The 25,382-nt window shown below is 68.3% G+C and carries 24 protein-coding genes; 12 read left to right on the plus strand and 12 right to left on the minus strand.

Going from position 1 to position 25,382, the window contains the following annotated elements:
* Nucleotides 1-88: 88 nt before the first annotated feature.
* A complete protein-coding gene (locus MUN73_RS09775; RefSeq protein ID WP_250140276.1) occupies nucleotides 89-1,369 on the plus strand; it encodes a molybdopterin molybdotransferase MoeA in 1,281 nt (426 codons plus the stop codon).
* 140 nt (nucleotides 1,370-1,509) lie between these two features.
* On the opposite strand, the gene MUN73_RS09780 is transcribed toward MUN73_RS09775, so the two are convergent.
* Nucleotides 1,510-2,049, minus strand: coding sequence for a hypothetical protein (locus tag MUN73_RS09780; protein WP_250140277.1), 540 nt, complete (start codon nucleotides 2,047-2,049; stop codon nucleotides 1,510-1,512).
* Between the two features lie 137 nt (nucleotides 2,050-2,186).
* Between MUN73_RS09780 and MUN73_RS09785 the strand changes: the two genes are divergently transcribed.
* The gene (locus MUN73_RS09785; RefSeq protein WP_250140278.1) at nucleotides 2,187-2,987 is read left to right on the plus strand and encodes an alpha/beta fold hydrolase; all 801 of its coding nucleotides are present in this window, start codon (nucleotides 2,187-2,189) and stop codon (nucleotides 2,985-2,987) included.
* Between the two features lie 13 nt (nucleotides 2,988-3,000).
* Here the strand turns inward: MUN73_RS09785 and MUN73_RS09790 are convergent, their stop codons facing one another.
* Nucleotides 3,001-4,128 (minus strand): serine hydrolase domain-containing protein, encoded by a 1,128-nt coding sequence (locus MUN73_RS09790; protein WP_250140279.1) that lies wholly within the window; start codon nucleotides 4,126-4,128, stop codon nucleotides 3,001-3,003.
* A gap of 122 nt (nucleotides 4,129-4,250) precedes the next feature.
* On the opposite strand from MUN73_RS09790, the gene MUN73_RS09795 reads away from it, so the two are divergent.
* Together MUN73_RS09795 and MUN73_RS09800 are read left to right on the plus strand one after the other, a co-directional pair.
* The gene (locus MUN73_RS09795; RefSeq protein ID WP_250140280.1) at nucleotides 4,251-6,203 is read left to right on the plus strand and encodes a molybdopterin biosynthesis protein; all 1,953 of its coding nucleotides are present in this window, start codon (nucleotides 4,251-4,253) and stop codon (nucleotides 6,201-6,203) included.
* Between the two features lie 57 nt (nucleotides 6,204-6,260).
* On the plus strand, nucleotides 6,261-6,905 hold the full coding sequence (locus tag MUN73_RS09800) for a helix-turn-helix domain-containing protein (protein WP_250140281.1): 645 nt from the start codon (nucleotides 6,261-6,263) through the stop codon (nucleotides 6,903-6,905).
* Nucleotides 6,906-6,953: 48 nt separating this feature from the next.
* Here MUN73_RS09800 and MUN73_RS09805 read toward each other — a convergent pair whose 3' ends face one another.
* From MUN73_RS09805 to MUN73_RS09835, 7 genes are all read right to left on the minus strand, one after another.
* Complete coding sequence (locus MUN73_RS09805) at nucleotides 6,954-7,583, minus strand: HAD family hydrolase (RefSeq protein WP_250140282.1); 630 nt, start codon at nucleotides 7,581-7,583, stop codon at nucleotides 6,954-6,956.
* Between the two features lie 42 nt (nucleotides 7,584-7,625).
* A complete protein-coding gene (gene lwrS, locus MUN73_RS09810) occupies nucleotides 7,626-8,021 on the minus strand; it encodes an LWR-salt protein (protein ID WP_250140283.1) in 396 nt (131 codons plus the stop codon).
* 106 nt (nucleotides 8,022-8,127) lie between these two features.
* Complete coding sequence (locus tag MUN73_RS09815; protein WP_250140284.1) at nucleotides 8,128-8,409, minus strand: 4a-hydroxytetrahydrobiopterin dehydratase; 282 nt, start codon at nucleotides 8,407-8,409, stop codon at nucleotides 8,128-8,130.
* A 179-nt stretch (nucleotides 8,410-8,588) separates the two neighbouring features.
* A complete protein-coding gene (gene hemA / locus MUN73_RS09820) occupies nucleotides 8,589-10,010 on the minus strand; it encodes a glutamyl-tRNA reductase (RefSeq protein WP_250140285.1) in 1,422 nt (473 codons plus the stop codon).
* A complete protein-coding gene (locus MUN73_RS09825) occupies nucleotides 10,007-10,663 on the minus strand; it encodes a precorrin-2 dehydrogenase/sirohydrochlorin ferrochelatase family protein (protein ID WP_250140286.1) in 657 nt (218 codons plus the stop codon). The genes hemA and MUN73_RS09825 overlap by 4 nt, the downstream gene beginning before the upstream one ends.
* Nucleotides 10,664-10,706: 43 nt before the next feature.
* On the minus strand, nucleotides 10,707-11,792 hold the full coding sequence (gene ahbB, locus MUN73_RS09830) for a siroheme decarboxylase subunit beta (protein ID WP_250140287.1): 1,086 nt from the start codon (nucleotides 11,790-11,792) through the stop codon (nucleotides 10,707-10,709).
* A 153-nt stretch (nucleotides 11,793-11,945) separates the two neighbouring features.
* Nucleotides 11,946-12,350, minus strand: coding sequence for a DUF5778 family protein (locus MUN73_RS09835; protein WP_250140288.1), 405 nt, complete (start codon nucleotides 12,348-12,350; stop codon nucleotides 11,946-11,948).
* Nucleotides 12,351-12,536: 186 nt separating this feature from the next.
* Between MUN73_RS09835 and uppS the strand changes: the two genes are divergently transcribed.
* On the plus strand, nucleotides 12,537-13,469 hold the full coding sequence (gene uppS / locus MUN73_RS09840; protein WP_250140289.1) for a polyprenyl diphosphate synthase: 933 nt from the start codon (nucleotides 12,537-12,539) through the stop codon (nucleotides 13,467-13,469).
* 57 nt (nucleotides 13,470-13,526) lie between these two features.
* Complete coding sequence (locus tag MUN73_RS09845; protein WP_250140290.1) at nucleotides 13,527-13,757, plus strand: hypothetical protein; 231 nt, start codon at nucleotides 13,527-13,529, stop codon at nucleotides 13,755-13,757.
* Nucleotides 13,758-13,815: 58 nt separating this feature from the next.
* Here the strand turns inward: MUN73_RS09845 and MUN73_RS09850 are convergent, their stop codons facing one another.
* Complete coding sequence (locus MUN73_RS09850; RefSeq protein ID WP_250140291.1) at nucleotides 13,816-14,421, minus strand: undecaprenyl diphosphate synthase family protein; 606 nt, start codon at nucleotides 14,419-14,421, stop codon at nucleotides 13,816-13,818.
* 281 nt (nucleotides 14,422-14,702) lie between these two features.
* Here MUN73_RS09850 and MUN73_RS09855 point away from each other — a divergent pair, with 281 nt between their 5' ends.
* Both MUN73_RS09855 and MUN73_RS09860 read left to right on the plus strand, forming a co-directional pair.
* A complete protein-coding gene (locus MUN73_RS09855; protein WP_250140292.1) occupies nucleotides 14,703-16,040 on the plus strand; it encodes a DUF92 domain-containing protein in 1,338 nt (445 codons plus the stop codon).
* Nucleotides 16,041-16,114: 74 nt separating this feature from the next.
* Nucleotides 16,115-17,056: a hypothetical protein gene (locus MUN73_RS09860; RefSeq protein WP_250140293.1), complete on the plus strand. Its 942-nt coding sequence runs from the start codon at nucleotides 16,115-16,117 to the stop codon at nucleotides 17,054-17,056.
* A 324-nt stretch (nucleotides 17,057-17,380) separates the two neighbouring features.
* Here the strand turns inward: MUN73_RS09860 and dnaG are convergent, their stop codons facing one another.
* Together dnaG and MUN73_RS09870 are read right to left on the minus strand one after the other, a co-directional pair.
* Nucleotides 17,381-18,832 (minus strand): DNA primase DnaG, encoded by a 1,452-nt coding sequence (gene dnaG / locus MUN73_RS09865; protein WP_250140294.1) that lies wholly within the window; start codon nucleotides 18,830-18,832, stop codon nucleotides 17,381-17,383.
* 108 nt (nucleotides 18,833-18,940) lie between these two features.
* Nucleotides 18,941-19,858, minus strand: coding sequence for a helix-turn-helix domain-containing protein (locus tag MUN73_RS09870; protein ID WP_250140295.1), 918 nt, complete (start codon nucleotides 19,856-19,858; stop codon nucleotides 18,941-18,943).
* A 180-nt stretch (nucleotides 19,859-20,038) separates the two neighbouring features.
* Here MUN73_RS09870 and MUN73_RS09875 point away from each other — a divergent pair, with 180 nt between their 5' ends.
* The 4 genes from MUN73_RS09875 to MUN73_RS09890 all read left to right on the plus strand — a co-directional run bounded on the left by MUN73_RS09875 (nucleotide 20,039) and on the right by MUN73_RS09890 (nucleotide 25,300).
* Complete coding sequence (locus MUN73_RS09875; protein WP_250140296.1) at nucleotides 20,039-20,338, plus strand: DUF3311 domain-containing protein; 300 nt, start codon at nucleotides 20,039-20,041, stop codon at nucleotides 20,336-20,338.
* Complete coding sequence (locus tag MUN73_RS09880) at nucleotides 20,335-21,882, plus strand: sodium:solute symporter family protein (RefSeq protein ID WP_250140297.1); 1,548 nt, start codon at nucleotides 20,335-20,337, stop codon at nucleotides 21,880-21,882. Before MUN73_RS09875 ends, MUN73_RS09880 begins: the two co-directional genes overlap by 4 nt.
* 166 nt (nucleotides 21,883-22,048) lie before the next feature.
* On the plus strand, nucleotides 22,049-22,672 hold the full coding sequence (locus MUN73_RS09885; RefSeq protein WP_250140298.1) for a DUF6517 family protein: 624 nt from the start codon (nucleotides 22,049-22,051) through the stop codon (nucleotides 22,670-22,672).
* Between the two features lie 90 nt (nucleotides 22,673-22,762).
* The gene (locus MUN73_RS09890) at nucleotides 22,763-25,300 is read left to right on the plus strand and encodes a bacterio-opsin activator domain-containing protein (protein WP_321575760.1); all 2,538 of its coding nucleotides are present in this window, start codon (nucleotides 22,763-22,765) and stop codon (nucleotides 25,298-25,300) included.
* The last annotated feature ends 82 nt before the right edge of the window (nucleotides 25,301-25,382 follow it).

Raw genomic sequence — 25,382 nt, forward strand, 5'->3', positions numbered from 1 at the left:
CGGTAAGTGTGTCGACACGTCGACGGCCGCGGCTGCAGACCGCGACGGTCCCCGTACGCTTTTGGCTCCCGGCGACCCGATTCAGGGTATGGAAGGTGCCGATCGGGAGCGCACGGAGGCCGGGTTCAAAGTACGGACTCCCGTCGACGAGGCGCGGCGGATACTCAGGGACGCCGTCGTCCCCGACGGTGATAGCGAGGGCCCGCGGACGGGAACCGAGACCGTCGAGATCGAGCGCGCCGACGGGCGGACCCTCGCCCAGTCGATCACCGCCGCGCGGAACGTGCCCCACTACGAGCGGGCGGCGATGGACGGCTACGCGGTCCGGGCGAGCGACACCTTCGGCGCGAGCGATCGATCGCCGGAGGTTCTCCGGATCGCGGACGGGATCGGTCAGGATGCCGCCGTCGCGCCCGGAACGGCGGCGCGGGTCCACACCGGGAGCGCGCTCCCCGAGGGAGCCGACGCCGTCGTGATGATCGAACACGTCGACGAGTTCGACGCGATGGGTGAACTCGAGGTCGCGGACGCCGTCGCGGAGGGCGAGAACGTCGCCCCGGTCGGGGAAGACGTCGAGGAGGGAGCGGTGCTGTACGAACCGGGACACCGGCTTCGGCCCTCCGATCTCGGCCTGCTCCGATCGGCGGGCTACGCGCGGGTCGACGTCGCGCAGCGGCCGACCGTCGGCGTGGTGCCGACGGGCGAGGAACTCGTCGCGGCCGATCCCGACCCGGGCGAGGTGATCGAGACGAACGGCCTCACCGTCTCCAGGCTGGCCGAGCGCTGGGGGGCGCGGGCGACCTACCGCGACGTGGTCACCGACGACCCCGAGTCGCTCCGGGTCGCCATCCAGCGCGACCTGACGAAAGACGTCGTCGTCACGACCGGCGGCTCCTCCGTCGGCGAGCGCGACCTCATTCCGGAGGTGATCGACGACCTGGGGGAGGTGATCGTCCACGGCGTCGGTCTCAAACCCGGCCACCCCGTCTGTCTGGGCGTCGTCGAGGACACGCCGGTCCTCGCGCTCCCGGGCTACCCCGTCGCCTGTATCGTCAACGCCGTCCAGTTCCTCCGGCCGACCCTGCGCTGGCTCGAGGGGACGACACCCGATCCACACCCGCGCGTGCAGGCGGAACTCGATCGCAAGATCCCGAGCGAGCCAGGGACCCGGACGTTCGCACGAGTCCGCCTGGAGGAACGGGACGCCGACGAGGGCCCCGAGTTCAGGGCGATCCCGACACGAGCGAGCGGCTCCGGCGTCCTCTCGAGCGTCGCCCTGGCCGACGGCTGGGTCGTCGTCGACGACGATCGGGAGGGCATCCCGGCCGGCGAGACGGTCGCCGTCGAGAACTGGGAAGTGAATCCGTAGCGGTCCGCGATCCGCCCACTCGCGGTTCGGCTCCGCACCGATCGGAGAGAGGCGATTCTCATACGGACTGCTGTAAGTCATTTCCGGCGCAACCGCGACCTGTCAGCGGTTGCGCCGGTAGATCGGTACAGTAATCCGTATCAGTGTAGCGTCCCCTCGCGGTGCTCGGCGTCGTAGGCGAACAGTGCATAGCCGACTTCGGCCGGGGAGAAGCCCGTCTCCGCCGCGATCTCGCGGATCGGGTCGATCATCGCCACGTAGTCGGCGGCGTCGAACGACTCCTTGCGGCCGTCGAGGTAGTCGAACCGATCGAGCGTCGCCCACACGCGCGTGTCGACGACGACGTGGGCCGACGGGTCGAGCGCGGTCAGCACGCACGATGCCGTCGGGGCCTTGAATCCCGAGAGCCCGGTCAGGAGCTGGATCTTCGAGAAGTCGTCGTCGACGGCCAGCACGTTCGCTGTGACCGTCCGACACCGGTCCTCGGGGTTCGACTCGACGTGATAGGCGCTCCGCGTCGAGGACTCGTAGGCGATGTCGTACAGTTGCTCGCGAGTGAGATACCCCTGTTCGCGATACCGATCGCCGAACGATTCCAGTCGGTCGGGCAGAACGCCCTGCGTCTCGGCGTACCGATCGAGATACTCGGCGACGAGGTCGCGGTCGACGTTCGTAGCCATCCGCTCGATTCGAGGGCATGTAGCGCCGAGAGCGTTTTCATATCGGGGATCCAGACGGTCACTCCCCCACGAAGTCCCGGAACTGTCCTGAACCACCCTCAGTCATTTATCATCGATGACGGCGAAGGTACACTGTTATGCCGTACAGGCGATGCAACGGGGCGGATCTCTACTACGAAGACGCCGGGGACGGGACACCGATCGTCTTCTTGCACGGCGTTATGGCGAGTCACAGGTTCTTCGAGCCCCAGTTGACGGCGCTCTCGTCCGACTATCGAACGATCGCCCTCGATTTCAGGGGTCACGGCCGATCGGAGAAGACGGAGCTGGGACACACGGTCGCGCAGTACGCCCGCGATCTGCACGCCTTTACGGACCAGTGCGACCTCGAGGACGTCGTCCTGGTCGGGTGGTCGATGGGTGCGCTCGTCTCGTGGGACTACGTCGATCAGTTCGGTACCGAGGGGGTTCGAGGGCTGGTGGACGTCGACATGGAAGCCACCCGATTCCGATGGGACGACTACGAATACGGGCTCACCGATCTGGACGGACTCGAAACGACGCTGAGGCTGGCTCAACAGGATCGGACGAGTCTCATCGAACGTCTCACGGAGCAGGTCTTCGCGGACCCGCCCTCGGCCGAGACGAGAGCCCTGGTGTTCGACGAACTCTCACGGACGCCACCGTCGATCAAGAGCGCGATCCTCTTCGATGCGCTCACCCGCGATTACCGGGACGTGCTCCCCGAAATCGACGTCCCGTTGCTGGCGTGTGCCGGTGCGGACGAGAAACGAGGGACCGTCGACTCGATCGAACACGTCGCAACGCTCGTCCCGGACGGGCGGTTCGAACGCTTCGACGACAGCGGACACTGCCCGACGATCGAAGAGCCCGAGCGATTCAATCGGGTCGTGAGCCGGTTTGTCGATTCGCTGTGACGACCGACGACTGTCACTGGAGCGCCACCCGAACCGCGTCCGCCAGCTGTCGCACGCGGGCGACGTGCTCGTACGATCCCTCTCGCACGCCGTTGGTCACGTACGAGAAGCCCACGTTCGCCTCGGGGTCGGCCCAGCCGACGCTGCTCCCGAGGCCGGCGTGGCCGAACACGTACTCGGGGGTGAGCGAGCCGTAGGGGTCGGCCGTCGTGCCGCCCTTCCAGAAGCCGAGCGCGAACCGCCCCGGGCGGCCGAGCGTACCGTCCGCGTCCGTCTCGGCCTCGAGTGCCGTCATCTCCGCGACGGTCTCGGCCGAGAGGAGCCGGGTCCCGTCGAGTTCGCCGCCGTTCGCGAGACAGGCGTAGAACCGAGCCATGTCGCGAGCGGTCCCGAGACCAGTCGCGGCGGGGATGACGGACCGGTGGACCGCTTCGGTGTTGAACGGGGCCGCAACTTCGGTGTGGTCGCCGAGTCCCTCTCCGGGGTCGCGACAGCGATCGAACGCCTCGAAGGCGACGAGGGTGGCCACGTCGTCGTCCTCGTCGTCGCGAAGGCCGATCCCGGTGTCGTCCATCCCCAGCGGCTCGAAGACGCGCTCCCGTGCGGCGTCCTCGATCGGCGTCCCCGCTACCCGGCGCACGAGTTCCCCGACCAGCCAGCCGAACGTGAGCGGGTGGTACGCCGGCCGCTCGCCCGGCGAGAATACTGGCTCCATCGCCTCGATCCGCTCGACGCAGGCGTCCCAGTCGTCCCAGAGATCGGGGCGCTCGTCGATCTCGCCCTGCGTGAGTCCGGCGGTGTGGCTGAGCACCTGCCGCACCGTGATCTCGGCCTTCTCCGTCCCCGAATCGGCGAACTCGGGCCAGTGATCGACAACGCGATCGTCGTACGACAGTTCGCCCTCGTCGACGAGGGTGTGTAGCGTGACGGCCGCGTAGGGTTTCGTCGAGGAGAAGAGGACGTGTCGCTGCGTCCTCGTCGTCTCCTCGCCGTCGGGCCCCGTCACGCCGCCGGCCAGGTCGAGTACCGCCTCGCCGTCGACGTAGACGGCCAGTTGTGCGCCGTGGTGGAGTCCGAGTTCGAGTTGGCGATCGAACAGGGCGGCGATCCGCTCCCGATCGCGGTCGGCGAGTCGTGACATATCACGGTGTGTATCGAGCGAGGGCTTAATCGTTGTCGTCTGCGAACATATCTCAGTCGGTCCGATCGACCGGCCGACCCGATCCGACCGACGTTTTTACTCCCGGCGCGCGAAGGGCCGGTATGGACCGAAAGGAGTTTCGCGATCTCGCATCTCCGGACGAGGCGCGCGAGGCGATCGGGTCGCTCTCGCTCGAGGGCGGCGTCGAACGCGTCCCGCTCGACGACGCGCGCGGACGGGTGCTCGTCGCCCGTCTCGACGCCGAACTCGACGTGCCGGGGTTCGATCGGGCGAGCCTGGACGGCTACGCCCTCCGGGCGAAAGACACGTTCGGGGCCGACGAGGCGGATCCGGCGCGCCTGACCGTGACCGACGAGGTACACGCCGGCGAGGAACCGGCGATCGAGGTCGGCGAGGGCGAGGCCGTCGAGATCTCGACGGGCGCAGTGATGCCGACGGGCGCGGACGCGATGGTTCCCGTCGAACGAACCGATACGGAGGGCGACGACGTGCTCGTCCGAACGGCCGTCGCGCCCGGGGACAACGTCATGTTCGCCGGGGCGGACGTCGCCGCGGGCGAGCGCGCGCTCGGCCCGGGAACGCGGATCACGCCCCGGGATATCGGCCTGCTCTCGGCGCTCGGGATCGACGAGGTCCCGGTCAGGGCCAGGCCCCGGGTCGGCATCGTCTCGACCGGGGACGAACTCGTTCGGCCCGGCGAACCCGTCGACAGCGATCGCGGCGAGATCTACGACGTCAACAGCTACACGATCGCCGCGGGGGTCGAGGATGCCGGCGGCGAGGCCGTCCTCTACCCCCACGCCGGCGACGACCAGGACGAGATGGAGCGACTCCTCCGGGAGGCCACCGAGGAGTGCGACCTCGTGCTCTCCTCGGGGTCGACCAGCGCGAGCGCGGTCGACGTCATCTACCGCGTGATCGAGGAGCAAGGGAAGTTGCTCCTCCACGGCGTGGCGGTCAAGCCGGGGAAGCCGATGCTCGTCGGGCGACTGGACGTCTCCGCGCCACGCTCGGACGGCTCGGAAGACGAGCAACGGTCGTCTTCCGGCCAGTCCGCGTACGTCGGCCTCCCGGGCTACCCCGTCTCCGCGATGATGGTCTTCCGGACGTTCGTCGCCCCCGCGATCCGCGAGGCCGCGGGGCTTCCCGAACCCGAGGCGGCGACCGTCGAGGGCCGGATGGCCAGACAGGAGCGCTACGCCGAGGGACGGCTCCGGCTGATGCCGGTCGGAGTAGTGACCGACGGCGACGGCGAGACGCTCGTCTACCCCGTCGACAAGGGTAGCGGCGCGACGACGAGCCTCGCCGAGGCGGACGGCGTCGTCGAGGTCGACCCCGGGACCGACTACCTCGACGAGGGTGAGTCCGTCACCGTTCACCTCTTCTCGCCGGACGTCCGCCCGCCGACGCTGCTCGGGGTCGGCGAGGACGATCCAACCCTCAACCGACTCCTCGACCGGCTCGAGAACCCGCGGTACCTCGCGGTCGGCACGCGACCCGGCCGCCGACGGCTCCGGGAGGGCGTTCCCGACGTCGCGGTCGTCGCCGGCCCGATCGATCGGCACGGGGCGGCTACAGCCGAAGCGGAGCACGCCGGCGAGCGCGCGACCGGAACGGTCGAACTCGGGCGCTGGGACCGGGAGTGGGGGCTGATCGTCCGCCCGGGCAATCCGGCTGAGATCGAGGGGCTCGCCGATCTGATCGATCGGGACCTCCGGTTCGTCAACCGGACGACCGACTCCGGCCTCCGGACGAGCCTGGGGGCGGCGATCGCCGATCTCGCCGACGAACGCGGGACGACCCGTCACGACCTCGTCGACGCGATCGACGGCTTCGACCTCGGGCTGCGGGCCCACGAGAGCCCCGCCAGAAACGTCGCCGCCGGCGACGCCGACGCCGGCCTCGGGCTCCGCACGACTGCGGATCGGCTCGACCTCGGGTTCGTCCCGATCGACGACCAGCCAGTCCGCGTCCTCGCGAACCCGGACCGGCGCGAGAAACCGGGCGTCCGGGAACTCGCCCGGACGCTGGAGACGGACGGGTATCAACAGTAGCGACTGTCACGATCGCCTCGACAGCGATTTTTACGTGATCGCGGTGTACGAGTCGTGATGTCGACCATAGCCGAGTTCCGGCTCCCAGCGCCGGATACGACCCTGGCGGTCGTCTTCGACCGCGTTCCCGAAGCGACGGTCGAACTCGAATCGGCCGTCTCCCGGACGCGTCCCTGCCTCTGGGTATCCGGGGTCGACCACACTGCGACTGCGGCCGCATTCGAGGCGGATCCGTCGATCGAGGCGCACGAACTGCTCGTCGAAGCGGGGGACCGGTTGCTCTACGACGTGACGTTTACGAACGGGACGATGACCCTGTGCGACCAGTTGCTCGCCGACGGCGGCTCCCTGCTCGAGGCGTGGGGCACCGACGGCTGGTGGCAGGTCAGGGTCCGGTATCACGATCGAGAGACCCTCTGTGCCGTCCACGACCGGCTCGTCGATCGCGGCGTCACCGTCGACCTGCGGCGGGTGACCGACGTCTCGAACGCCGCCGGGACGGAGACGCAGCTGACCCCCCAGCAGCGGGAGGCACTCGAGGCCGCACTCGAGCGGGGCTACTTCGAGATTCCGCGGGACATCTCGATGGAGGAACTCGCGTCCGAACTCGGAATCTCTCACCAGGCGCTCTCGGAACGGCTGCGACGGGCCTACGAGACGCTGGTCGACGAGGAGTTACAGCCCGCGACGAATCCGCCCTAACCCGGGCGGCGATCGCACGTTCGGCCGTCGACCGCGGCGTTTCGACGGTCAGTACAGTTCGTCGAACGACTGTACGCGGTAGTCCCCGAGCACGCACCGGCCGCGCCGATCGTGGCCGAACCGTTCGACGTGAATCGCGTCGAGCCCGGCGTTCCACGCGGCACCGACGTCACAGGAGCCGTCACCAGCCAGCACGCCACGGTGACCGTTGTGTGCGACGCCCAGATCGTGCATGACCGACTGGACGGGATCCGGATCGGGCTTCCAGCCGGTCTCTTCGGTACAGCAGAGGCGAGCGTCGAACCAGTCGCGGATGCCGAGATTGTCCAGCACGGGCTCACAGAGGAACTCCTGGCAGTGAGTGACGAGTCCCACCGGTTCGTCGAGGTTCGCGACGAACGCGGCGTCGTCGTGGAGATAGGTCTGTTCGGCACGGACGAGCGGATCTTCCTCCTCGTGAAACGCCGTCCAGAACGCGTCGGGATCGACGCCCCACTCCAGGAGCTGGTGATCGCGGGACCCGGTCAGGCCGTGCCAGAGGATCTCGGCTTCCCGATCGGTGAACCCGCGACCGAGCCGATCGCCGACCCGATCGAACACCTCCCGGGTGTACGACCACTCGACGTCGACGAGCGTTCCGTCGAGATCGAGCAGCCAGAAGTCGTACTCGGAGACCATCGGGACACAGATATACGGGATTCTCAAGTAAATGGTTATCGCTTACGTGTCACTGCCGGTGACCCGGATACTCGAACCGAGGTACTTCGAGAGGACCTCCGAGACGGTTTCGGCGTTGAACGCGTCGAGATCGGCCGCGATCTCGTCTTTCAACGCCTCGAAGTACGCATCGTCGACCTGAAGTTCGCGAAACGAGACCGATTCGATTCGATCGGGAGACACGTCGAGCCACTCCGCGGCGAGTTCCCGGCCGTACTCGTCGTCGCCGATCTCGCCGCGCCAGAGCGTATTCCGGAAGAACAGCCAGCCCGCCGTACCGGGTTCCGGCGCCTCGCGGGATAGCGTGACCGTCGTCTCATCAGTCGCCGGATCGATGGTGATCGCGTCCCGTGACGACTCGAGACGGAGCGTCACACGGAAGACGTACTGTCCGTTCATCTGACTCGATACGGGCGTCCGATGGTCATACGGTCTACTGTACGTCGTTCCGGTACAATCGCGACCACCCTGCGGTTGCACCGGGACATCGGTACAGCAGACCGTATCAGGCGTCGCGCTCGGACTCGATCAGGTCGGCCATCTCGACGTCGTCGTCCGTGATCCCGCCGGCCTCGTGGGAGGTCAATCGGATCTCGACCTCCTCGTAGCGGATGACGATCTCGGGATGGTGAAACTGCGCTTCGGCGATCTCGCCGACCATCTGGGCGAAGTTGACGCCGCGAAGGTAGTCGTCGAACTCGTAGGTTCGAACGACCTCGTCACCCTCGCGATCCCACGCGTCGGGCAGCCGGTCGGCGATCTCGTCGTCGGAAAGCAGGTCGGCCATGTGCGGCCGAACGCAAGCCAATCAAATAACGATTGTGCCTCGTACACATTCGACGCAGGTCCGAGATCGCCGGTCCGTGGCCCGATCGGTCGAGCGGCATACGAACTCCTGTCAGTTAGAGCCGCCGCACCCGCGACCCGCCGTGTGAGTGCGCCGGTACCTCGGTACAGGGGACCGTCTCAGTCGTCGTCGATCGCGCCGAGTCCGGCGTCGGAGCGCTCGGTGACGAACGGTTCCACGACGGACGCGGGAGCCAGGGGGCCGTCGTCGCCGAAATCGGGATCGAACAGTTGCAGGGCCGTGTTGATCGTGCTCCAGTCGTCCTCGGCCGCGGCCTCCCGGAGGCTCTTCGTCGGCGGCGCGAGCAACTGGCTGACCAGCGAGTCGGCCATCGCCTCGACGATCTCGCGTTGCTCCTCGGAGAGGTCGTCGCCGAGTCGCGAGAGGGCCGTCTCGAGTTCGCGTTGCTTGAGCCGTTCGGCGGACTCGTACATCGCGGCGATGACCTCGTCCGCGCGGGCCCGTTTGTACTGGTCACAGAGCAACTCGAACTCGTGGTCGATCATCGACTCGACCTCGCGCGCCGCGTCGGACCGCTGGGACCGTGTTTCCTCGGTGATCGACTCGAGATCGTCCAGGTCGTAGACCGCCACGGAGTCGAGTGATCCCGTCGCGGGCGCGACGTCCCTGGGCTGGCCGAGATCGACGATTACCCGCTCCGAATCGGGGTCGGCAGCGTCGGCCGCCGCGTCGTTTGCCCGCCTCTCGATCGGAGCGCCGGACTCGGCCGCCTCGCGTACGGCGTCCAGGTCGTCCTCGTCGGTCGCGAGGTGGCGAGGTTCGAGGACGGGATCGTCGCTCCCGGTCGCGGTTACGACGACGTCCGCCTCGGTCGCGACGCTCCCGAGTGCCTCGAGCGGGGCGACGCTGGTCTCGGCGTCGAGTTCCGCCGCGAGGTGGTCGGCGTGGGAGACGGTCCGGTTGGCGACGACGATCTCGTCCGCGCCGGCGTCCGCGAGACTGCGGGCGGCGAGCCGTCCCATCTCGCCGGCGCCGACGACCAGCGCGGTCGCGCCCTCGAGTCGGACCTCGGTCGCGGCGAGTTTCGTGGCCGCCGAGCCGAGCGAGACGACGCCCTCGTTGATGGCGGTCTCCGTGCGTGCGCGCTCGCCGACGTGGATCGCCTTGGTGACGGCTGCCTCGAGCATCGACCCGATTCCGCCCTCGGCGCGGGCGTCCTCGTAGGCCGTCCGGACCTGGCCGATGATCTGGTCCTCGCCCAGGACGACCGATTCGAGTCCGGCCGCGACGCGAAGCAGGTGTCGTAGACTCTCGTCGTGATCCGTCACCACGATCGCGTCGTCGTCGATCGACGCGAAGAACTCCTCGAGGGCGGCCCGTCCGACGGCCGCGTCCGCCCCGACGACGTAGGCCTCGACGCGGTTGCACGTCGAGAGCACGAACGCCTCGTCGATCTCCGGGATCGCGAGCAGTCCGGAGACGCCAGCACGCTGGCTGTCGGGGGTCGCGGCAGCGAGATCGTCGACGCTGCCGCTCTGGTGGGTCACGCGAGCGGCCGTGACGACCCCGGCCGATCTCACGGCCGATCACCGTCCGTCGTCGACTCCTCACCGAGCACGTCCTCGATCACTTGCGGACAATTGGAAGTACCGGTACGTAAAGCTGTCCAAATATCCGGCGACGTGACGACGTCGGTCACGATTTCGCGCCTGCGCGTCGGCGCCACGTCCCGCGCTTTGAGTTCCGATCGGAGCGCCGAGCAGACCGTGGCCATCTCGCCGGCACCCGAAAGGGTTTCTTCGAGTTCCCCCCGGAGGTACTTGCTCAGTGCGGGGGCCCGACCGCCGGTGGCGACCGCGACGACGACCGGATCCTCGCGGATCGTCGCCGGGACGACGACGCTTCCAGGGTCGCGGCCACCGGACTCGTCCGCCCGGTTGACCAGGATCCCTCGCTCCCGGGCCGCGTCGGCGATCGCCGCGTTGACCGCTTCGTCGTCCGTCGCCGCGACGACAAGCGCCGGGTCAACCCGATCGATCCAGTTCGCGACGTCTGCGGGGTCCGGTGCGGCCCGGACCCGTTCGGAATCGCCGAAGTCCCGATCGGCGAAGGCGGGACTGACGACCACCACCTCGGCTTCGCGGGCGAACCGGCGGGCCTTGCGTGCACCGACCGGTCCGCCGCCGAAGACGAGGACCCTCGCGCCGGTGAAGTCGTGCAGTAGCGGAATCATTTCGTGTTCTGGAGTCGCGGGAACATTTCGTGAACTGGTGTCCTTATCGGGGGTCGGCAGTCGTGTTCGCTTCGGCACGCTCGTCCAGCCGAATGCCGGTCTTCTTCAGGATCTGCGTCGAGAACAGCGAGTCCCAGTCGTCGTCGGTCACGTCCCAGTAGTCGGCCATCGTCTCGCGAACCCGTTCGATCCGGCGGTCGCTCTCGGCCTCGCTGCGGCCGTGGGTCATCGCGAAGAAGTTGTACGGCCAGACGCCCTCGTGGCGCGGTCGCTCGTAACAGTGGGTCACGAACGGGAGCGAGGCGACCGCCGGTCCGACCTCGCTCACGACGTCGTCCGGGACGTTCCAGACCGTCATCCCGTTCTCCGTGTAGCCCAGCGCGTAGTGGTTCGGGACGACGCCGATCCGCCGGATCTTCCCCTCGCGATCGAACCGGTTGATCGTCTCGCGAGTCCACGCGGGATCGCGATCGATCGCGTCGGCGACGTCGGCGTAGGGCGTCTCGGAGAGCGGGAGGCCGTCCTGGATCTCGAGGACGAGGTCGCGTTCGGCCGGCGACAGCGTCGCCGCGTCGCTCGGGGAGACGTCGGGGCCCAGATCGCGACAGTCGATTCCCGCAGGGTCCCCGTCCGAGCCGTCGAAGGGACCGTCGACGTAGAACTTGGCCTCCACGCGGAACTCCCGCTGTTTCGGCAGGTTGTACGTCTCCTGGCCGGTCTCGGCCTCGATCGCGTCGAGCACCTCCCGGACCCGATCCTCGTCCGCGACCGAGACGACGAACCAGACGTTCAGGTGGGGGTGCTCGCGCTCGTAGTTGTGCGCGACCTCGCGGTAGGCGTTGACCTGCTCGACGACCTCGTCGAACCGGTCCTCGGGGGCGTGCATCGCGACGAGCGTCGCCGCCCCGCCGATCTCCTGGGCGTTCACGAGCGGGCCGAACCGCGAGAGAACGCCTCGCTCGTCGAGGTCGCGGATCGTCTCGAGTAGCGACGTCGCGTCGATGTCGACCCCGCGATCGCGCATGGCGGCCGCGGCGGCGTCGAAGGGACGATCGACGACTGGGAACCCGCCCTGGAAGGCGTTGACGACAGCCCGTTCGCGATCCGTGAGGTCGACGGCCGTGCTCATACGAGATGGTCAGGAGTCGCGGTGCATAAGCGAACCGGGATCTCCCCCCGATCGGGATCCTCGTGACAGGACGGTCCGGACGGACAATCAGGATCTGCCTGCGAGCGGCAGGGGAACGTGACGCCCGGAAAATCGGCCGCCGCGATCGATCGGTTACTCCCCTTCGACGCCGGTGACCTCGAAGCCGAGGTCCCGGACGTCCTCGAGGATCGCCTCGTGGTCGGCGCTCGCCTCGTAGTAGATGACGATGTCGAAACTGCCCTCGCGCAGGAGTTGCTGGCACTCCCAGACGAATTCCTCGTCGTCGAGGGTCAGACCCTGGTGCTGGTTCGACGAGAAGTCGGTGTCGTCGTTCCCCGAGTAGACGAAGCAGTCTTTCGGGTCGTGGCCCGCGTGTTCGGCGATGACGTCGCCGACGTCGATCGTCGCCTGCATCATCTGGACGTCCGCCTGACCGTCGTAGTCGGTGTGGACGATCGCGCCGTTGAGTTCGATGTCGCCGGGTTCCAGCAGCGCCTTCGTTCGCTGGTAGAGGTCGTCGTCGATTGCGTCTGGCATTGGTCGGGTCGACGGGACCCGGACGGATAGCCGTCACGATTCCAGAGCGGCCGGAGACACGTCATTTGACGGGTCTTCGTGGCTCCGTTCGGCGGCTGGGGGGTTCCGCTCGCGGTGTGGTCCTCGTTATCACTGTCGTGGAGTGACACACAAGACACATAGTCATTGACGTCGTCAAATGGACCGATGAAGCGGTGGCTCCGCCAGCGCGTCGACGCTGCCTACGAGCAATTGCTCACCAGAGAGATCTCCGGCGCGCCGACCCACGTCGCAGTGATCCAGGACGGCAATCGACGGTACGCCCGCCGGAAGGGCGAGGACGAGACGGCGGGCCACCGCGCCGGTGCCCGGACGACCGAACAGGTCCTCGAGTGGTGCCAGGATATCGGCGTCGAGGAACTGACCCTCTACGCCTTCTCGACGGAGAACTTCGAGCGCCCGCCCGAGGAGCGGGAGGCCCTGTTCGATCTACTCGAGGAGAAACTCCGGGAGTTCGCCGACGCCGATCGCGTCCACGAGAACGAGGTCCGCATCCGCGCGCTCGGCGCCGTCGACCAGTTGCCCGAGCGGGTCCGGGACGCCGTCGACTACGCCGAACGGCGTACCCGCGGCTACGACGAGTTCGTGCTCAACATCGCACTCGCCTACGGCGGTCGCTCGCAGTTACTCGAGGCGGCCCGGGGCGTCGCCGCCGACGTCGAAGCGGGGTCGATCGATCCCGACGAGATCGACGTGGAGACGATCGAACGGCGACTGTACGACGACCCGGTCCGGGACGTCGACCTGATCATCCGGACCGGCGGCGACGAGCGCACCTCGAACTTCCTGCCGTGGCACGCCAACGGCAACGAGGCCGCCGTCTTCTTCTGCACGCCCTACTGGCCGGAGTTCTCGAAGACCGACTTCCTCCGGGGGATCCGCACCTACGAATCCCGGGAAGAGTCCTGGCGGCGGACCCGCGCCAGGCGGGCGCTCGCCCTCCTGGGGGCCGTCGGCGACGCCGAACTCCCCGAGGCGCGCTCGATCGTCACCCGGTTCCGGGACTCGCTCCCCACCGCCGAACGGCCCGACGAGGACGACCTCGAGACGATCGAGTCGGGGACGGCGGCCGCGGACTGACCGATCGAGCACCGGTTCGATCGAAACCTCCAACTCGGACGGCCACGAACCTCGAGTATGGACCGCCGTCTGTTCGCCTCCGGGGCCGGCACGATCGCGCTCGGCCTCGCCGTCTTTCTCGTGCTCGCAGTGAGCGGTGCCCTTCGACATCCCGCCGCGGCGGCCGAGCAGACGACCCGGGTCGAGTTCGTCGCGATCGGAGGCGGACTCGTGCTCTTGCTCGTCGGGGTGTTCGCCGCGTTTCTCGCCGTCGTCCGCCCGACGATCGAGTCCGAGACCGCGCCCTGATCGGAGCGATTTGGGACGACCCGCGACCGAAGCGATCTACCGGCCGAACCGCCGTGATCTACCGGCCGAACCGCCGCGATCGGTTACAGAACTCCCGGACGGCGCGCAGGAAGTCCCGCTTGCGGAAGTCCCGCCAGTTGACGTCGGTGAAGTACAGTTCCGAGTAGACGGACTGCCAGATCATGAAATCGGAGAGCCGTTCCGCACCGGTCTTGATCACCAGGTCGGGTTCGGAGGGGAAGACCAGGTGTTCCTCGACGCGTTCGTCGTCGATCCGATCGGGGTCGAGCTCGCCCGCGTCGACGCTCTCGGCGAGGTTCCGGACGGCGCTCGTAAACTCGTGTTTGCCGCCGAGTCCGATGCCGATCTGGATCGGGGCGTCGGCGGGCGTCCGGTCCTCGGGACCGCGAACGGCGACGTCCCGCGGCGCGTCGATCGTCTCGAGTTCGCGCCGCAGGGTGGGGACCGCCGCGGAGTCGAGCACGCTCACGTAGACGGTGACGCGGGAGGCGTACTCGAACGCCCACTCGAAGAAGGCCGTCAGGGTATCGTACGCGCCCTCCTCGAGGAGGTCCCGTTCGGTGATGATCAGCGCGACGTGCTCGGGAAGGGATCCCTCGTGGCGACGGATCCGGTACGCGAGATATCGTTCGTACAGGCCCACAGTCGGTGTTTTCCGTCGAGTGACATACGGGTTGTGGGTTCGGGCGACACGGATCGTCGGTTCGTACGAACCACTCGACGGTTCGACCGGCGCTGGAGCGATCGATACGGCGCGATCGCTGACCGCGGACGGCGAGGCCCGGGTCGTCGGTTGTCGGCGAACCGATCAATCGGAACGGTGACCGATCGAGGACACGTGTCAGAGCCGCTGAAGGCCTCGAAAACCCACTCGGAGCGACTTCACGAAGGTTCAAGTAACCGCCACAGAAAGGATCGGATATCGTGACAGCACCCGTTCGGCGGGCAGGCGTCTTCGCGATCCTCTGTACGCTCGCGCTCGCCGTCCCGATCGTCGGTCCGCAGGCCGCAGCCCCGATCGCTGCGGTCGTCCTGCTGGGGGCGTTCGTCGTCACAGACGGACCGCTCTTCGACCTGCTCGCCTACCCGGGCGACTACGAGGACAACCGTCTCTACGGGCTGATCACGTTCGTTCTCGCAGGGATCGCGCTGGGCCTCATCGCGACCACGTTCTCGCTGTCGATCACCGTCTTCGTCGGGACCGTCCTCCTGATCGGGTACGGGAACCTCGGCGAACAGCTCGCGAGAACCCGGACGGACGACGACGTCGTCCACGTGACCGCGTTCTCCCTGTTCGCGACGGCTGCCGCCGTGGTCGGGGGTGCCATCTCGATGAGCTTCGAGTACGGACCGGCCGTCGCCGAGTCGCAGCTCCCGACGCTGCTCTTTCTCGCGGCCAGCGGCGCGTTGCTCGCCGCCCTGTTGCGTGACGTGCTCTTCCTCTACGACGATCCGGTGGTCATGCTCTCGGTCGGCCTCCTCCTGTGGCTGCTCGCGGAACTCGAGTCCGGGCTTGGTACCGGCGAGATCCTCGTCGCACTGGCAGTCACCGTCGCCCTCGGCTACGCCTCCTACGCGCTCGAGACGGCCTCGATCGCGGGGATGCTCACCGGAATCCTGCTCGGCCTGCTGACGATCGTCCTCGGGAACTACGGCTGGTTCGTCGTCCTCATCTCCTTCTTCGCGATCGGCGGCCTCTCGACGAAGTTCCGCTACGAGAAAAAAGAGCGCCTCGGCGTCGCCGAGGACAACGACGGGGCTCGTGGAAGCGGCAACGTGCTCGGGAACGCGGCCGTCGCGCTCGGAGCCGTGCTCGGCTACGCCGCCAGTTCCGCGGCGTTGCTCCCCAGCAACCCCGATCCGACCCTGTTCCTCTTCGCGTTCGCCGGGTCGGTCGCCACCGCGATGAGCGACACGCTCTCGAGCGAGATCGGCAGCGTCTTCGAGGCGCCACGCCTGATCACCACGTTCGAACCCGTCGAACCCGGGACCGACGGCGGGGTCACGTGGCAAGGGGAACTCGCCGGAATCGTCGGAGCGACCGTCGTCGCCGGCATCTCCTACGCGCTCTTCCCGGAAGTCGGCCTCGCCGGGGCCGCGATCATCGTGGCGGCCGGGTTCGTCGGGATGACCGTCGACAGCCTCCTCGGGGCCACGCTCGAGGGCACCGTCCTCGGCAACCAGGGCGTGAACTTCCTCGCGACGCTGTCGGGGGCGCTGATCTGTGCCCTGCTCGTGCTTTCCTTCGCCGTGCTCGGGTGAGTCCGGCCGACCGCATTTTCCGAACCGGAAAACACTCGCCGGAACTTACCTCGGTTCGACGTCACGGTCCGGGTATGACGACGCGACGTTCGTTCGTTGGCGCGATGGCGGGATTCGCTGGCGGAGCGCTCGGACTGGTCGATCGGGTACGCGCGACCGGCACCCGCCGTCGGGACCGCTCGCGGGGACGCCGGACAGTTCGATCGGGGACGACCATCGCCGGCACCGCGACCCGGTCAGCGGTGCGTGCGGCCCGCGTACCGGACGGGCTCGGACCGCACGTGAACGCGATCGAAGAGCGAGTCCCCGCCGTCGGGCTCGACCAGTGCGACGGGATCACCGGGACGGCGACCGTCAGCGCCGGCCGACTCCTCGCCGCGACGGCCGTCGCGACGGGCTCGATCGAGACCGACGCCGTCCGCCGGGAGTACCGAACCCGGCGCGGCGTCACCGGGGAGACCCGGAACGGGACCGAACGGTTCGTCACCGACGACGGGCTCGCGATCGCGCCGATCGACGGGTCGCTCGTTGTCAGCTACGCGGCCGACGGAGCCGAGGCCGCGCTCGCACGGCTCGACGCGACGCTCGATACCCGCGCCGGCCGGCCGGCGTCGATCGCCCGGCAGGGCGGGACGGCGCTCGAATCGGTTCTGGGCGGAGACGCGGTCGTCACCGCCGATCTCGGAGACGGCACTCGGCGGCGACTGCGGAACCGGCTCGACGGGGCGGTCGGACCGCTCCCGACCGTCGTCGGGGCCGCGGACGAACTCGGGATGGCAGTGGAGATCCAGTCGACCGGCCGGACGAACGTGACCTACGGCATCGTCGCCGATCCGGCCCGGCTGTCGATCGACACCGTCCGATCGGTGATTCGAGAGGCCGAGACGGGGCCAGAAACCGTACGCGACGTTCGGCTCCGTCACTCCGATCGCATCATCCTCGTCGACGCCGCGGTTGCGCTCGACGACGCCGTCGCGGCCCACGCCGAGGCGATCGGTCTCGACCGTCAGGGCTGATTCCACGGCGATCGCGCACCGATCCACCGACGATCGGCCCGTAGGCGCCGACGCCAGCGAGCAGTCGAGTTCGGCTCGATCAGTCGTCCGAAAGCGACCCGACGGTCGAACGGGCATCCGACCAGCGGGCGTCGTCGTCCTCGGGCCGGTCGCGACCGGCCTGGGCGGTCACTGCGAACACCACGAGTACCCAGCTCCCGAGCAAGAAGAGGGCGAACGCTGGCGGAGGGGACGTCGCACGTCGAACTCGTGGTCACCTGCCTATCAACGTCTCGCCTGAGGGTGCCACTGCGAGTCGATCACAGGGGCCACGGGTCGAGAGCCTCAGGTCGATTCCGTCTCCGGAGCCGTCTCCGCGACGTCGTCGATCGCGTGAATCCGGACGTCTGTGGGCCGCTTCGTGAACTGTCCGAGCGATCGGGCGACGATCCGGTCGACGCCCCGATCGGCGGCGAGATCGAGCAGTCGCTGGCCGAGAATCTCGTCGAGCAGCACGGTCGTCGGGACCGTCTCGAGGTCCTCGAGGGTCCCGTAGGCCTCGCTCGCCGGGGCGTCCTCGATCACCTCGGCGTCGGCGTCGAGGAACCGGACCGTGTCGGTGCCGGCGCGGATGACCGCCGTCGCGTGGTCGTAGATCGTCTCCGGCGCGTCTGCGTCGGCGGCGGGCTCCGGTTCGTCCTGGGCGCCGGACCGATCGGTCGTCGTCTCCGCGTCGGCGTCCGCATCCGGCTCCGCGGTTGGCGCCGTCCCCCGGTCGTCGCCCGCGTCGGGAACGGGTGTCACCGGCCCCGGTTCGGGTGATGCCGTCGCCGCCCCGCCCGCGTCCGCCGTCGATACCTGAGCCGGCTCCTCCGTGCCGGCCTGTTCGGACCCACCGTCGTCGATCGAGGACGCGCTCGCGGGTTCGTCCGGCGGCGGTGCGGGCGCGGCGCTGCCGTCGGTTGCGGCGACCGCCTCGCGGGGTTCGTTCATCCCGGAGACGGAGTCGTAGGGGACCTTGTTCCGGAGGGCGGCGAACAGCTGGTGGTGATCGAGTTCTTCGACCGACTCGCCCGAGGGCGCGAACGCGACGTAGTCGACGTCGCCCACCTGCGCGAGTTCCTCGAGGATGAGGTCGCCGCCCCGGTCGCCGTCGAGGAAGGCCGTGACCGTGCGGTGACGGGTCAGTTCGGCCACCGCGTCGGGGACGTTCGTCCCCTCGACGGCGATGGCGTTCTTGATGCCGTACTTGAGCATGGTGAGCACGTCCGATCGACCCTCGACCACGATGATGGCGTCGCTGTCGGTCACGCGCGGGCCGGCGGGCAGCCCCTCGTACTCGGTGATGTCCTCGACGCGGACGTGCTGGCGGACCTCCGCGAGGATCTCCTCGGACGACATCACGGTGTCGTCGAACCCCGTCCGGAGGAGTTCCTTCGCGCGATCGACGACTTCCTTCCGTTTCGCCGCCCTGACGTCCTCGATCTCGGTCACTTCGACGTCGGCCCGGCAGGGCCCGACGCGGGTGATCGTCTCGAGCGAGGCGGCCAGCGTCGCGGTCTCGACCTTGTCGAGGCTGGTCGCGATCGTGAGGTGGCCGTGTGATTGTCCGCCGGCACTCGAGATGTCGACGTCGATGCGTCCGACTTTCTGTGACTGGCGCAGATCGCGGAGATCGAGTTCGTCGCCGAGCAGGCCTTCGGTCTGCCCGAAGATCGCACCGACGACGTCGCTCCGCTCGACGACCCCGTCAGCCGTCACGTCCGCGTGAATGAGGTATTTCGAAGTATCTTCCATGGGAGATCCGCCCCCGCGAGGGGACGATACGTGCGTCCGGAAACCGGTTTACATAGAATGTGGCTCGTGACGGGCAAATAGCTGTTGACCTGTGGCACGATCGGGCCGTCAGTACGCCGGCCGGTACCAGTACCAGTAGGCCGTGACGGCGAGCAACACGACGAGTCCCCCGAGGAAGAAGAGCAGTCCCGGGGGCATCGTCCCGAAGACCGTCTCGACGCCCTCCACACCGCCGTCGACGATGTTCTCGAAGAACCCGTTCGGATCGGTGGCGTTTTCCGACCCGTTCGGATCGACGTCGAACTCGGGGTCGGCGGACCCCCCGTCGTCGGCGTCCGCCGCACCCGAATCACCGGCATCCGCCCCGTTCGCTTCCTCCGCGTCCTCCGTCTCGCCGCCGGAGTGGTCTTCGACCTCCTCCGCACTGAAATCGTCACCGCCGTCCTCGCCGTCACTGCCGTCACCGCTGTCGGCGGATTCGTCTACGGTGTCCCCGTCGTCCTCGGTCGCGCTCATCGGCTCGCCGTCCTCCTCGTCGCCGCCAGCAGGCTCGGCCCCGCCGTCGGCGGGAGCAGCGTCGACGCCGCCGAACTGTCGCGTGAGCGCGTACTGGACGAGCAGACTGCCGCCCGCGAGCGCACCGATGCCGCCGATCAGTCGCGAGATAGCGGTCTTCAGCTGCGAGGCCGTCGACTCGTCGCTCGTGACGATCAACGGCCCGTCCGTAGTCGCGTAGACGCTCATCTCGTTGCCCCGAGAGGAGTACCAGGTGTCGACGACCTCGACGAGGCCGGCGTCCTCGAGTTTCTCGAGGTGGTAGCGCACGTTCTGGATCGAGGAGTCGATCGCGTCGGCGACGTCGCTGGGCGTCCCGGGTTCGTCGTCGAGTCGCGCGTAGATCTCGCGCGCCGTGGTCGAGGAGAGTGCCCCGAAGACGGCGTCGGCGTCCTCGCCCTCGAGGTCGACGACGCGCGGTTGCCCATCTCGCGTCGAGGGCTCGGACCGGAAGGGAAACAGACGGGCCATACTCGTTGTCTTCCATTCGTTATCCGACACTTATACTCCTTTTCCTCGGTGAAAGCGCTCTTTTAGCTTGGCGAATCGCCAGCCTGCGACGGGGATGGCGTCGACGCCGTCGGATCCGGTGAGGCGTGGCACCGATCGTCAAAGGGAAAGGATTACCGACGCGAGACCCGACGAGCGAGTATGCGCCGTCTGGAACTGTGGAGCTGGATCGCGATCGGGATCGTCCTCAGCGCGCTGGCGATTCCGTGGTTCCTGTGGGGGTCGGCGACGGTCGTCGCCGGCCTCCCGCTGTGGCTCTGGTGGCACGTCGGCTGGATGCTGCTGGCGTCGATCGTCTTCTGGGTCTTCGCCCGGCGGGCGTGGGGGATCGGGGTCGAACCCGGACGCGACGGATCGGCAGGGAAGTCGTCCGGAACCGCCGGGGAACCGACCGGCACCGGTCGAAATCGAGACGCGAGCGTCGGAGGTGAGCGGCGGTGAGCCTGCGACTCCAGCTCGGGATCATCGTCGGCTACCTCCTGCTGGCGCTGTCGATCGGGGTGGTCGCCTACCGCCTGACCGATCGGACCGCCGAGGACTTCTACCTCGCGAGCCGGACGCTGGGGACGGTCGTCCTCCTGTTTACGACCTTCGCGACGCTGCTGTCGGCCTTTACCTTCTTCGCCGGGCCGAACATCGCCTACCACCAGGGGCCGGAGTGGATCCTCGTGATGGGGCTGATGGACGGGATCATCTTCGCGATTCTCTGGTACGCGATCGGCTACAAGCAGTGGCTGCTGGGTCAGCAGTACGGGTTCGTGACGCTGGGCGAGATGCTCGGCGATCGCTTCGGCTCCCGACGGCTCCGCGGCCTGGTCGCCGGCGTGAGCCTCCTGTGGCTGTTCCCGTACGTGATGCTCCAGCAGGTCGGGGCCGGCACGGCGTTGCAGGCCCTGACGGAGGGTGCCGTCCCCTACGCGGTCGGCGCGGGGCTGATCACGGCGTTCATGATCCTCTACGTCGTCGTCGCCGGGATGCGCGGCATCGCCTGGACCGACACCCTCCAGGGAGCATTCATGCTCGTCACGACGTGGATCGCGACGATCTGGGTGCTCGCGGTCGTGGGCGGCCCCGGCGTCGCGACCGGCGCACTCGAATCCGAGGCGGCCGGCCACCTCGCACTGGGTGGGGACTTCTACACACCACAGTGGATGCTCTCGACGGCGATCGTGATCGGCTTCGGCGTCGCGATGTTCCCCCAGGTGAACCAGCGCTTCTTCGCCGCTGGATCGAAGACCGTGCTCAAGCGATCGTTCGCGCTCTGGCCGATCCTCTGTGTCCTGCTGTTCGTCCCGGCGTTCATGCTCGGCGCGTGGGCCCGCGGCTTAGACGTCGCGGTACCCGAGGGCGGGAACGTCCTTCCCGCGGTGCTCGCCGAGTTCACGCCCGTCTGGTTCGCCGCGCTGGTGATCGCCGGCGCGATGGCCGCGATGATGTCCTCCTCGGACTCGATGCTCCTCTCGGGGTCGTCGTACTTCACCCGGGACCTCTACCGGCCGTTCGTCGATCGGTCCCTCTCGGATCGGCGCGAGGACCTCCTCGCCCGCGTCGGGGTCGTCGTCTTCGCAACCGCCGCCTTCGCCGCGAGTCTCGTCACCCCCGCGACGCTGTTCGAGCTCGGCGACGCCGCCTTCAGCGGGTTCGCACAGCTCGCACTGCCCGTCGGAGTCGCGCTCTACTGGCGACGGACGACGCGAGCGGGCATTACGGCTGGAATCGTGGGTAGCCAGGCGTTCTACCTCTCGACGCTCTTCGTCGACTCGCTCGTCGGGGCGATCGAGTTCCTCACACCGCTTCTCGGCGGCCTCGCACCGGCGCTCGTGACGGTCGTCACGACGGTGTTCCAGGGAACGTACGCCGGCTGGACCGCCGGCATCGTCGGCATGGCGATCGGGCTCGTCGTCACCGTCGGCGTCTCGTTCGTCACCAGGCCCGCTGCCGACGAACGGCGGGCGATCTACTTCGACGGGTTCGGCGCGGACTGATACGGACTACTGGACGTCGGTTCCGGTGCACCCGCGATCATCCCGCGGTTGCACCGGCACATTGGTACAGCAGACCGTACGAGAGACGCGGGTTCCGTCCCGAGAAACCGCCGGCCGGAACCGGCACGCGGAAAGCGGAAAGGGGTCGAGCGCGTACGGGACCGCAATGACGATCGCGCTGCCTGCGTCACTGGCCGGGACGTGGCGACCCGCCGGCACCCGGACGGGGACGACGTCCGTCCTGGTCGCCTCGATCACCGCCGAGACGACGCTGTACGAACCCGTCGGGACGGCCTCGACGCTGGCCGAACTCGGCGCGAGCGACGTGCCGCTTCGATCGCTGTTCGCGGTCGACCTGGAATTTTCGCCACCGCTCCCGTCGCTCGGCGTCTCGCCGCGAGCGGTGTTCTCGATGGCAGCCCCGAAGGCTCGCGGCCAGTTCGTCGACACCATCGAGGACGAGGGGCTGATCGTCGACGGGACCCGGGAGACTCACGCGTTCGAGGCCGCAAACGGCACCGAAGGCAGGTGGTTCGTCCTCGACGTGTCCTACCCGATCGCATCCGGGGTGGCCGCGGACGGTCCCGATCGGCTCCCGGCCGAGACCCACGTCGCCGTCTGGCCCACCGAGACGACGTACGGCATGGCCGGGGGAACGACCCCGCTCGAGATGCCGGCCGACGTCGCCGCGTCGATCGACGGCGAGATCTCGATCGACCCGGAGCGCGACCGCGAGCGGATCGCGGAACTGGTCCGATCGATCGATCCGGGTGCGACCGACGAGCAGTGACCTCCCGTCCGTCCCGCGTCGCCGGGCGATCGTCGTCCCTTCGGCCTCACCCCCGGTACCCTTATCCATGGCGACCCGTTGTGAACGGTAATGACAGCGCACAGACGATGGTCGACCACCGGCTGTCAGGGGGGCCGGCCGTCGGCACGGGAGTCGCTGTGGGCTCCCAGCGAGGCGTCCTACGAACTCGACTCCCGGTACCAGTTCGTCGCCGTCGACGAGGCGTTCGCCACGATCACCGGGTACGAGGACGATCGCCTCCTGGGGGAACACGCGTCCCTCGTCTATCCCGATGCTGCGGTCGATCGCGTCGAGACCCTGGCCCGAACGCTCGTGGAGACGAGCCGCGAGGACACGGCCGGGAGGTCGGCAGAGGCCGACGGTGACGGAACCGCGACGGACGACCACGAAAACGTGGAGAACGCCGACGAAACCTCGAAGAACGACCACGGCGGGCCCACGGATCTGCGTTCGGCCGGTCCCCGGGTCACGCTCGATCTCACGCTCCGGACCGCCGCCGGGGACGAGATCGTGTGTACGCACCAGTTGCAGGTCACCACTCCGTCCGACGGAACCGAGCGGGTCGTCGCGACCGTTCGGACCGACCCCGACGGTACCGACCGTCCTGAGACGTGCCGTCACTCGAGCACCGGCGAGCAGGAACCGGGACAGGAAGGGGAGTCGTCGACCGGCGACGCCACGGGAGTCGACGGAGACCGACCGGCGGCGCTCTCGACAGCGATCGAGCGCATCCGGGACGGAGTCTACGCGCTCGATGCGGACCTGCAGTACACGTTCGTCAACGAGGGGGCTCGCGACCTGCTCGGACTCGACGGTGCATCGGACGCGGACGACGATCCCGCACTGTTCCGGACCGCCCACGAACGCGCGATGGAGCACCAGCGCCCGTTCACGGTCGAGGCGTATCATCCGCCGATCGACGGCTGGATCGAGGCACGACTCTACCCCGACGAGAGCGGGGTCACCGTTCACGTGTCCGATCGAACGCCGTGGCGAGCCCGCGAGGAGGGGCTCGAATCGGGGTACCAGCGGTTTCGGTCCGTCTTCGAGGACGCACACGACGCGATCCTCGTCGGCGACGAATCCGGGATCGTCGCCGCCAACCCGGCCGCATGTGACCTGTTCGACACCAGCCGATCGGAACTCCGAGGCCGATCGCTGATCGAGTTCGTCCACGACGATCACGACGTCGAAACGGCGTGGGAGCAGTTCCTCGACGACGGTCGGTTTCGCGGCTCGTTCTCGGTCGTTCGGTCCGACGGCGACGAACGCGTCGTCGAGTGCAACGCCGTCGCCGACGTCCGTCCCGGGATACACCTCTCGATCCTCCGGGACGTCACGGAGACCCGCAAGCGAGAGCGGCAACTCGAGCGACAGCGCGAGCGGTTGACCGCACTCGATCACGTGTACACCGTCGTCCGGGAACTCAACGACGCGATCGTCACCGGCTCCACCCGGGCCGATCTCGAGCGGATCGTCTGCGACTCGCTCGCGGACTCGCCGTCCTACGAGTTCGCCTTCGTCGCCGGCGTCGACCCGTCCGACGGAGCGGTCTCCAAGAGGGCCGAGGCGGGCGTCGACGGCTATCTCGAGTCGATCCCGATCTCGACCGATCCCGACGAACCCGCCGGCCAGGGCCCGCTCGGGCAGGCGGCCCGGACGCAGGAGACCCAGGTGTCGAACGACGTGTTCACCGACCCGGAGTTCGAACCCTGGCGGGACGACGCCCGAGAACGCGGCTACCGGGCCGCGGCCGCAGTACCGATCACGCACGACGGCGCGCTGTACGGCGTCCTGGGCGTGACCAGCGCCCGCAGTCAGGCGTTCACCGACGAGGAGCGGACCGTCGTCGGCCAACTCGGCGAGATCCTCGGACACGCGATCGCCGCCCACGAGCGCAAGCGGGTCCTGCTCGGCGAGACGGTGATCGAACTCGAACTCGTCATCGACGACGCGGTCGAGTTCTTCGACGGCCCGTCGATGGCCGATCGGTCGGTCCAGTTCGATCGCGTCGTCAGCATCGGGGACGACCAGTACCTCGAGTACGGGACCACCGCAGTCGAGACGTTCCCGGAGTTCGAACGACTGGTCGAATCAGTTCCCCACTGGGATCGCGTTACCCCCCTCGACGAGTCGGGCGGGACGGTCCGGTTCGAACTCGAGATCACGTCGCCGCCGATGTTCTCGGTCATCGACGCCCACGGGGGGTACGTCGAGTCAGCGGCGCTCCACGACGGGACCTATACCACCACGCTTCACTTCCCCCAGGACACCGACGTCAGGGCAGTCACGGACGCGATCGAGGAGGTCTATCCGGGCGTCCGAACCATCGCCCGACGACAGGTCACCCCCGCGGACGCGTCGATCGGCCAACTGCAGTCACACCTGGCCCACGAGTTGACCGATCGCCAGCGGAGCGCCCTCGAGACGGCCTACTACGCGGGGTACTTCGAGTGGCCCCGCGACAGTTCGGGCGAAGAGATCGCGGCCACGCTGGACGTCTCCCCCGCGACGTTCCACGAACACCTCCGATCGGCACAGGAGAAACTGGTCGCGGCGATCCTCGAGGGCCCGGACGCGGCGCGTCCGGGGTCGACGGACGACTGATACGGATTGCTGTACCGATGTACCGGCGCAACCGCGATCCGGACGGCGGTTGCGCCGGAAATGACGTACAGTAAACCGTATG

Origin of the sequence: Halosolutus amylolyticus (genome assembly GCF_023566055.1) — an archaeon.
GTDB classification, from domain to species: Archaea; Halobacteriota; Halobacteria; order Halobacteriales; family Natrialbaceae; genus Halosolutus; species Halosolutus amylolyticus.

Bases quoted from the DNA above. Each gene is read 5' to 3' on its own strand.
- MUN73_RS09785 (WP_250140278.1), top strand. From the start codon at position 2,187: ATGCCGTACAGGCGATGCAACGGGGCGGATCTCTACTACGAAGACGCC.
- MUN73_RS09860 (WP_250140293.1), top strand. From the start codon at position 16,115: ATGACGACGCGACGTTCGTTCGTTGGCGCGATGGCGGGATTCGCTGGC.
- ahbB (WP_250140287.1), bottom strand. From the start codon at position 11,792: ATGAGCACGGCCGTCGACCTCACGGATCGCGAACGGGCTGTCGTCAAC.
- MUN73_RS09800 (WP_250140281.1), top strand. From the start codon at position 6,261: ATGTCGACCATAGCCGAGTTCCGGCTCCCAGCGCCGGATACGACCCTG.
- MUN73_RS09845 (WP_250140290.1), top strand. From the start codon at position 13,527: ATGGACCGCCGTCTGTTCGCCTCCGGGGCCGGCACGATCGCGCTCGGC.
- MUN73_RS09805 (WP_250140282.1), bottom strand. From the start codon at position 7,583: ATGGTCTCCGAGTACGACTTCTGGCTGCTCGATCTCGACGGAACGCTC.
- MUN73_RS09825 (WP_250140286.1), bottom strand. From the start codon at position 10,663: ATGATTCCGCTACTGCACGACTTCACCGGCGCGAGGGTCCTCGTCTTC.
- dnaG (WP_250140294.1), bottom strand. From the start codon at position 18,832: ATGGAAGATACTTCGAAATACCTCATTCACGCGGACGTGACGGCTGAC.
- MUN73_RS09835 (WP_250140288.1), bottom strand. From the start codon at position 12,350: ATGCCAGACGCAATCGACGACGACCTCTACCAGCGAACGAAGGCGCTG.
- MUN73_RS09875 (WP_250140296.1), top strand. From the start codon at position 20,039: ATGCGCCGTCTGGAACTGTGGAGCTGGATCGCGATCGGGATCGTCCTC.
- MUN73_RS09885 (WP_250140298.1), top strand. From the start codon at position 22,049: ATGACGATCGCGCTGCCTGCGTCACTGGCCGGGACGTGGCGACCCGCC.
- MUN73_RS09790 (WP_250140279.1), bottom strand. From the start codon at position 4,128: ATGTCACGACTCGCCGACCGCGATCGGGAGCGGATCGCCGCCCTGTTC.
- MUN73_RS09890 (WP_321575760.1), top strand. From the start codon at position 22,763: ATGACAGCGCACAGACGATGGTCGACCACCGGCTGTCAGGGGGGCCGG.
- MUN73_RS09815 (WP_250140284.1), bottom strand. From the start codon at position 8,409: ATGGCCGACCTGCTTTCCGACGACGAGATCGCCGACCGGCTGCCCGAC.
- MUN73_RS09870 (WP_250140295.1), bottom strand. From the start codon at position 19,858: ATGGCCCGTCTGTTTCCCTTCCGGTCCGAGCCCTCGACGCGAGATGGG.
- MUN73_RS09775 (WP_250140276.1), top strand. From the start codon at position 89: ATGGAAGGTGCCGATCGGGAGCGCACGGAGGCCGGGTTCAAAGTACGG.
- uppS (WP_250140289.1), top strand. From the start codon at position 12,537: ATGAAGCGGTGGCTCCGCCAGCGCGTCGACGCTGCCTACGAGCAATTG.
- MUN73_RS09780 (WP_250140277.1), bottom strand. From the start codon at position 2,049: ATGGCTACGAACGTCGACCGCGACCTCGTCGCCGAGTATCTCGATCGG.
- MUN73_RS09795 (WP_250140280.1), top strand. From the start codon at position 4,251: ATGGACCGAAAGGAGTTTCGCGATCTCGCATCTCCGGACGAGGCGCGC.
- lwrS (WP_250140283.1), bottom strand. From the start codon at position 8,021: ATGAACGGACAGTACGTCTTCCGTGTGACGCTCCGTCTCGAGTCGTCA.